Raw genomic sequence first — 404 nt, 5'->3', positions numbered from 1 at the left:
TGAAACATTACTATTTCTCCTAAATTTCTAGGGTAATATCTATAATATGTTTGTGTTTGTTCAAACTCTGTTTGTTCAATAAAACATTGAGGTAATTTTACATCAATTTTAAATTCATTGTTAGTGATTTTCTTTGAAATTTCAGTATACATTAATACCCAATCTTCAGGAGTTGGTGCAAAATTCCCTGTCAAAGTATCCATAGGAACACCTGCTTTAAAAAGATCATGAAAGTTGATATGTGAAATACCTAGATCTTCAGCGAATATAATCATCTTTTCTATTACGTAAATGTCATCTTCTTTAGTCAATAACAACTTATGAACACAGTCTGAGTTAGTTATTTTATATCCTATTTTTATGGCTATTATTAAATTCTTTGTAGCTCGTTAGTCAGTTCCTTT

1 protein-coding gene is annotated in these 404 nt (G+C 28.5%); it reads right to left on the bottom strand.

Annotated features, from left to right (window positions below):
- Nucleotides 1–311 (bottom strand): hypothetical protein (locus tag CRV02_RS14640; RefSeq protein WP_258239340.1); only part of this gene is annotated, 311 nt, incomplete at its 3' end.
- Nucleotides 312–404 lie beyond the last annotated feature (93 nt).

The sequence above is a fragment of the Arcobacter sp. CECT 8989 genome (assembly GCF_004116715.1).
Taxonomy (GTDB): domain Bacteria; phylum Campylobacterota; class Campylobacteria; order Campylobacterales; family Arcobacteraceae; genus Halarcobacter.
This window is presented reverse-complemented; position numbering and strand designations above follow the sequence as displayed.